The 5,397-nt window shown below is 72.9% G+C and carries 10 protein-coding genes; all 10 read left to right on the forward strand.

Annotated features, from left to right (window positions below; genetic code table 11):
* Positions 1–28 precede the first annotated feature (28 nt).
* Entirely contained in the window at positions 29–589 is a 561-nt protein-coding gene (locus tag MBTS_RS23005; protein WP_192216578.1) for a head-tail connector protein, read from the forward strand.
* A gap of 22 nt (positions 590–611) precedes the next feature.
* Positions 612–959 (forward strand): phage head closure protein, encoded by a 348-nt coding sequence (locus MBTS_RS23010; protein ID WP_056251584.1) that lies wholly within the window; start codon positions 612–614, stop codon positions 957–959.
* Positions 956–1,396, forward strand: a complete 441-nt coding sequence (gene gp17 / locus MBTS_RS23015) for a tail completion protein gp17 (protein WP_192216579.1) — start codon at positions 956–958, stop codon at positions 1,394–1,396. The genes MBTS_RS23010 and gp17 overlap by 4 nt, the downstream gene beginning before the upstream one ends.
* Before the next feature lie 62 nt (positions 1,397–1,458).
* Entirely contained in the window at positions 1,459–1,866 is a 408-nt protein-coding gene (locus tag MBTS_RS23020) for a phage major tail protein, TP901-1 family (RefSeq protein WP_018045758.1), read from the forward strand.
* Positions 1,866–2,189 (forward strand): gene transfer agent family protein, encoded by a 324-nt coding sequence (locus MBTS_RS23025; protein ID WP_192216580.1) that lies wholly within the window; start codon positions 1,866–1,868, stop codon positions 2,187–2,189. Before MBTS_RS23020 ends, MBTS_RS23025 begins: the two co-directional genes overlap by 1 nt.
* Positions 2,186–2,404, forward strand: a complete 219-nt coding sequence (locus tag MBTS_RS23030; RefSeq protein WP_192216581.1) for a phage tail assembly chaperone — start codon at positions 2,186–2,188, stop codon at positions 2,402–2,404. The genes MBTS_RS23025 and MBTS_RS23030 overlap by 4 nt, the downstream gene beginning before the upstream one ends.
* Before the next feature lie 256 nt (positions 2,405–2,660).
* On the forward strand, positions 2,661–3,233 hold the full coding sequence (locus tag MBTS_RS23035; protein ID WP_192216582.1) for a phage tail tape measure protein: 573 nt from the start codon (positions 2,661–2,663) through the stop codon (positions 3,231–3,233).
* 55 nt (positions 3,234–3,288) lie between these two features.
* A complete protein-coding gene (locus MBTS_RS23040) occupies positions 3,289–3,924 on the forward strand; it encodes a DUF2460 domain-containing protein (RefSeq protein WP_192216583.1) in 636 nt (211 codons plus the stop codon).
* Positions 3,925–3,939: 15 nt separating this feature from the next.
* Positions 3,940–4,833, forward strand: a complete 894-nt coding sequence (locus MBTS_RS23045) for a DUF2163 domain-containing protein (protein WP_192216584.1) — start codon at positions 3,940–3,942, stop codon at positions 4,831–4,833.
* A 19-nt stretch (positions 4,834–4,852) separates the two neighbouring features.
* Positions 4,853–5,299 (forward strand): NlpC/P60 family protein, encoded by a 447-nt coding sequence (locus MBTS_RS23050; RefSeq protein ID WP_192216585.1) that lies wholly within the window; start codon positions 4,853–4,855, stop codon positions 5,297–5,299.
* Positions 5,300–5,397: the final 98 nt, after the last annotated feature.

Genomic DNA, 5,397 nt, shown 5'->3' on the forward strand with positions numbered 1-5,397 from the left:
CCCTTCATCGCCCCACCCGGAGACGACGATGAGTCCGATACGCGTCGATGCCGCCATCGTCGAGCCGGTCACGTTGGCCGACATGCGCGCTCACCTGCGCCTCGACCCGGACAACACCGCCGAGGACGGTCTGGTGGAGGGCCTGATCGCCTCGGCCCGCGCCATGGTGGAGCTCGCGACGCGGCGCCTCCTGGCGCCGAGCCGCTACCGGGTGATGCTCACGGCCTGGCCCGCCGACGGGTTCGTGCCCCTGCCCCTGAGCCCCCTCGTCGCCCTGGCGAGCGCGGGCTCGGTGGATGCGACCGGGACCGTCACGGCCTTCGCCCCCGGCCTCGTCCGCCTCGCGCCGGATACGGTGGAAGCGCCGGGGCTGATCGTCTCGCCCGCCCTTCCCTCGCTGTACCGGGCCGCCGCCCTGATCGAGGTCGATGCCGGTTATGGCGGAGCGGGTCCGCCGGTCCCTCCTGCCCTCGTCCAGGCGATCCGGCTCGTGGCGGCGCACGGGTTCGAGCATCGCGGCGACCTGCCGGTCACCCTCGCCCCGATGGTGGAGGCGCTCGTCGCGCCGCACCGCCGGATGCGCCTCTAACCGTACCGTCCGGAGCTCTGCCATGACGCACCCGCCCATCGGCGCGCGGCGACGCCGCTACGTGCTCGAACGCTTCGTCGACGACCCGGACGGTTTCGGCGGGCACCTTCGCCGGTTCGTGGCCGGCCCGCTTCTCTGGGGCACGCTGGAGTCCACCGGCCATGCCGAGCGCACGCGCGGCGGCCGGTCCGATGCGGTGGCGACCCACCGCATCCGCATCGCCTACCGCGCCGACGTCACGCCCGCCATGCGGCTCGTCTCCGGCTCGCGCCGCTTCGCCATCCGCGCGGCGGGCGATCCCGACGGGCGCGGGCGCGACCTCGTCTGCGAGGTCGAGGAGCTGATCGAAGCCACGGGAGCCCCGACGTGAGCGACGCCTTGTCCCTTCCGGCCAACCCGCTCCTCGCCCTGCGGGCCGCCATCCTCACCGTCCTCGGCACTGATGCGGAGCTTGGCCGGCTCATGGGCGGCGCGGTCCGCATCCATGACGAGCCCCCGCGCGGCGCGGCGCCCGTCTACGCGCTGTTCGGCCCCGCCGAGATGCGGGACGATTCCGTCGACGGCGCGCTGCGCCATACCCATCGGCTCGGGCTGATCCTCTTCGCCAGGCCCGGATCGAGCCGCGGCGCCATCGAGGCCGCCGGCCGGGCCGCCGCGCTCCTGCACGAGGCGCTGCTCTCCCCCGCCGGCCATGCCCTTTCGATCCTGCGGGTCGAATCCCTCGCCTGCGCCCGTGACGAGCGCAGCGGCGAGACCCGCGCCATCCTCACCCTCCAGGCCGTCACCGAGCGGCTGCCGACCTCCTGAACCGGTTTTGCTCCGCGGAACCGGTGGCCACCTTTGCGAAACCCGCTTCAAGGAGCGACCCCATGAGTGCCCAGAAAGGCAAGGACCTCCTCATCCGGATCAGCGAGGGAACGGGGTTCACGGCGGTGGCCGGCCTGCGCGCCCGGCAGCTCGCCTTCAACGCCGAGACCGTGGACGTGACGAGCGCCGAATCCGTCGGGCGCTGGCGCGAGCTGCTGGCCGGGGCGGGGGTGCGCCGCGCGGCCGTCTCCGGCTCGGGCGTTTTTCGCGACGAGGCCTCCGATGCGCGCCTGCGCCAGATGTTCTTCGACGGCAGCATCGACACGCTGCAGGTCGTGGTGCCGGCCTTCGGCACGATCCAGGGCCTGTTTCAGATCACCAGCCTGGAATATCGCGGCGACCATGCCGGCGAGGTGACCTTCGACATGGCCCTCGATTCGGCCGGGCCCCTCACCTTTACGAGCCTGTGATGGCCAACCGCAGACGCGGAGAGGTCTCCGTCGCGATCGGGGACCGGCGCTACACCCTGTGCCTCACCCTGGGAGCCCTGGCCGAGTTGGAAGACGCGCTCGGCGCCTCCGATCTCACCGGCCTCGCGGGCCGCTTCGCCGAGGGCCGCCTCGCCAGCCGCGACCTCATCGCCCTCCTTGGCGCGACCCTGCGCGGCGGCGGCCACGATCTCGACGACGAGGCGGTGGCGCGGCTGCCGCTCACGGGCGGGATCGAGCCCATCGCCACGGCCCTCGGCGAGGCGCTCGCCGCCGCGTTCGGGGCCGAGACGCCGGACCCTTGAGCCCCACGGGCGGGACGGCGCCGGAGGCTCCCTCCGCCTTCCCGTGGGACGAGGCCATGGCCCTGGGCCTGAACGCCCTGCGCTGGAGCCCGCGCGACTTCTGGGCGGCGACGCCCCGCGAATTGATGGCCGCCGCCGGTCGCGGCGGCCGGCGCGACGCCGCCACCGCCGACGACCTGCGGCGGCTGATGGAGGCCTATCCAGACCCGTCGTGATTTGGTTCGGCCGTCGATGAAACCCGGCTCCCGCGCGAGCCGCCGTGCTGTCCGCGAGGGACGTCTCGTCCCAAAAAACCACCTCATCCTGAGGTGCGGCGACAGCCGCCTCGAAGGAGCCCTCCAGCCCACTCTGCGGCTTCTGGAGCCCTCCTTCGAGGCCTTCGCTGCGCGGCGGCACCTCAGGATGAGGTCGGTGGATCGGATGGGGACGGGGAGAACCGAGCCCCTGAGACGCAGATGACAGGAGGCACCCATGGCCGAGACCGAGATCGACCGCACCCTCGTCGCGCGGGCCAAGCAGCTGAGCACCCTGGACAACCTGGCCCAGAAGTTCGGCGACAGCCTGAGCAAGGCCTTCACCGGCACGGTCGGCCCGGCCAAGCAGCTCGACGGGGCGCTGACATCCCTCGTCACCAAGCTCGCCGGCATGGCCGGCAAGGCCGTCCTCGACCCGGTGAGGGGCGGCATCGAATCCCTGGTGAGGAGCCTGATCAATTCCGGCGCATCGAGCACCGCCTTCGCCAAGGGCGGGGTGATCTCCGGCGGGCGGGTGCGCCCCTTCGCGAGCGGCGGCGTGGTGGCCGCCCCCACCTACTTCCCGATGCGCGACGGGACGGGCCTGATGGGGGAGGCCGGCCCGGAGGCGATCCTGCCCCTCGCGCGGGGCAGCGACGGCCGGCTCGGGGTCGCCGGCGGCGCCTCGGGCGGCCCGGTCTCCGTCACCGTCCATATCGCGACGTCGGATGCAGAGAGCTTCCGCCGCTCCGAGGCGCAGGTGGCCGCCGCCCTCGCCCGCGCCGTAGCGCGCGGAAGGCGCGCGTCCTGAGCGAGAACGACGCGGGGCCGTCGCGCATCCTGACCATCATCCTTGGAGGCCCGCCATGGCCGGTGATTTCCACGAGGTCCGCTTTCCCCTCGACGTGGCGCTGCGCGGCAGCGGGGGGCCGAGCCGCCTCACCGAGATCGTGACTTTGGCCTCGGGGCGCGAGCACCGCAACAGCCGCTGGGCCGATTCGCGGCGGCGCTACGATGCGGGCCTGGGCATCCGCACCCTCGACTCCCTGCATGCGGTCCTGGCCTTCTTCGAAGAGCGGCGCGGGCGCCTCTACGGATTCCGCTATCGCGACAGGATCGACCATCGCTCGGGGCCGCCGAGCCAGGCGGTGGGGCCGGGCGACCAGCCGCTCGGCCTCGGCGACGGTGCGACGCGGGTGTTTCCCCTCGCCAAGACCTACGGCACCGGGCCGCTGCCCTATCGCCGCCTCATCGCCAAACCGGTGGCGGAGACCGTGCGGGTGGCGGTGGCCGGTGTCGAGCGACCGGCCTCTTCCTTCACCTGCGACGGCACCACGGGCCTCGTCACCCTGGCGACGGCCCCCGCCGCGGGCGCGCGGGTGACGGCGGGGTTCTGGTTCGACGTGCCCGTCCGCTTCGACACCGACGAGCTCAGCGTGGACCTCCAGGCCTTCAGCGCCGGAGAGATCCCGAACGTGCCGCTCATTGAGATCGTGCCCTGACCGGAGCCTGAAAGCATGCGCGACATCCCCGCCGCCCTCGCCGCGCATCTCGCCGGCGGGTCCACCACCCTGTGCCATTGCTGGTCGCTGACCCGGCGCGACGGCCTCACCCTCGGCTTCACCGACCACGACCGCGACCTCGCCTTCTCCGGCATCACCTTCGCCGCGCGCTCGGGGTTAGAGGCCGCCGAGGCGAGCGCCGAGCTCGGCTTCGCGGTGGGGGGCGGCGAGGTGGCCGGAGCGCTGACATCGCTGGGCATCGCCGACGCGGACGTGGCGGGCGGGCTCTACGACGCGGCCGGAATCGAGACGTGGCTCGTGGACTGGACCGATCCGGGAACGCGCCTCCTCCTGGATGTCGGGACCATCGGCGAGATCCGCCGGGCGGGCACCGCCTTCGTGGCGGAATTGCGCGGGCTGATGGACCGCCTCGACGAGGAGCGCGGCCGGACCTTCCGGGCCACCTGCGGGGCCGATCTCGGCGATGCGCGCTGCCGCGTCGATCTCGCCGATCCGCGCTTCCGCACCACCGGGACCGTTCTGGCGCCGGCGCAGCCCGGCGAGATGCTGACGGCCCTGGCCGGCGCCTTTCCCGCCGGCCGCTTCAGCGGCGGGCGGCTCACTTGGAACTCGGGAGCGAATGCGGGACTCGCCAATGACGTCCGGTCCCACACAGTGGTCGAGGGGGGCGCCCGGATCGAACTCTGGCAGGAGCCGCCCTGCGCCGTCGCGGCGGGAGACGCCTTCACGCTCACGGCCGGATGCGACAAGCGCCTGTCCACCTGCGTCGACACTTTCGCCAATGCGGTGAACTTCCAGGGCTTCCCGCACATGCCCGGCAACGACTTCGTCATCCGCGGCACCGCCGGCTCCGGCACCGCCCTCGACGGCGGCAGCCTGTTCCGCTGAGCCGGCAAAGGAGACCGTCATGCCAAGCGCCGACCGGATCGTCGCCGAGGCACGGGGCTGGATCGGCACGCCCTATCGGCATCAGGCCTCGCTCAAGGGCGTCGGCTGCGATTGCCTCGGCCTCGTCCGGGGGGTCTGGCGCGGGCTATTCGGACCGGAGCCCGAGACCGCACCGCCTTATTCGGCCTCCTGGGCGGAATCCGCCCCCGGTGGCGCCGACCCGATGGCGGAAGCCGCACGGCGCCACCTCGTCGCCGTGCCCCGCCCCGAGGCCGGATACGAACCCGAGGCCGGCGACATCCTGCTCTTCGCCTTCCGCTCACATTTGCCGGCAAAACACTGCGCCATCGCCAGCGGGGCCGGGACGATGGTCCACGCCCATGACGGCGCGGCGGTGACGGAGGTCACCCTCACGCGATGGTGGCGCCGGCATCTGGCGCATGTGTTCCGGTTTCCCGGCGCCTGAGATCGATGCGGCGCAACGAGCGCGCTTCCCCTCCCCCGGCACGCCTACGGCATTCACACCTTTCGCGGGCTGCGCGGACCTGCCCTCCTCCCCCTTGT

It is taken from the genome of Methylobacterium bullatum, from assembly GCF_014845095.1.
Taxonomy (GTDB): Bacteria; Pseudomonadota; Alphaproteobacteria; order Rhizobiales; family Beijerinckiaceae; genus Methylobacterium; species Methylobacterium bullatum.

What these genes read in the sequence shown, in the direction of transcription:
- MBTS_RS23005 (WP_192216578.1), top strand. Translation starts at nt 29, where the DNA reads ATGAGTCCGATACGCGTCGATGCCGCCATCGTCGAGCCGGTCACGTTG.
- MBTS_RS23010 (WP_056251584.1), top strand. Translation starts at nt 612, where the DNA reads ATGACGCACCCGCCCATCGGCGCGCGGCGACGCCGCTACGTGCTCGAA.
- MBTS_RS23020 (WP_018045758.1), top strand. Translation starts at nt 1,459, where the DNA reads ATGAGTGCCCAGAAAGGCAAGGACCTCCTCATCCGGATCAGCGAGGGA.
- MBTS_RS23025 (WP_192216580.1), top strand. Translation starts at nt 1,866, where the DNA reads ATGGCCAACCGCAGACGCGGAGAGGTCTCCGTCGCGATCGGGGACCGG.
- MBTS_RS23035 (WP_192216582.1), top strand. Translation starts at nt 2,661, where the DNA reads ATGGCCGAGACCGAGATCGACCGCACCCTCGTCGCGCGGGCCAAGCAG.
- MBTS_RS23040 (WP_192216583.1), top strand. Translation starts at nt 3,289, where the DNA reads ATGGCCGGTGATTTCCACGAGGTCCGCTTTCCCCTCGACGTGGCGCTG.
- MBTS_RS23045 (WP_192216584.1), top strand. Translation starts at nt 3,940, where the DNA reads ATGCGCGACATCCCCGCCGCCCTCGCCGCGCATCTCGCCGGCGGGTCC.
- MBTS_RS23050 (WP_192216585.1), top strand. Translation starts at nt 4,853, where the DNA reads ATGCCAAGCGCCGACCGGATCGTCGCCGAGGCACGGGGCTGGATCGGC.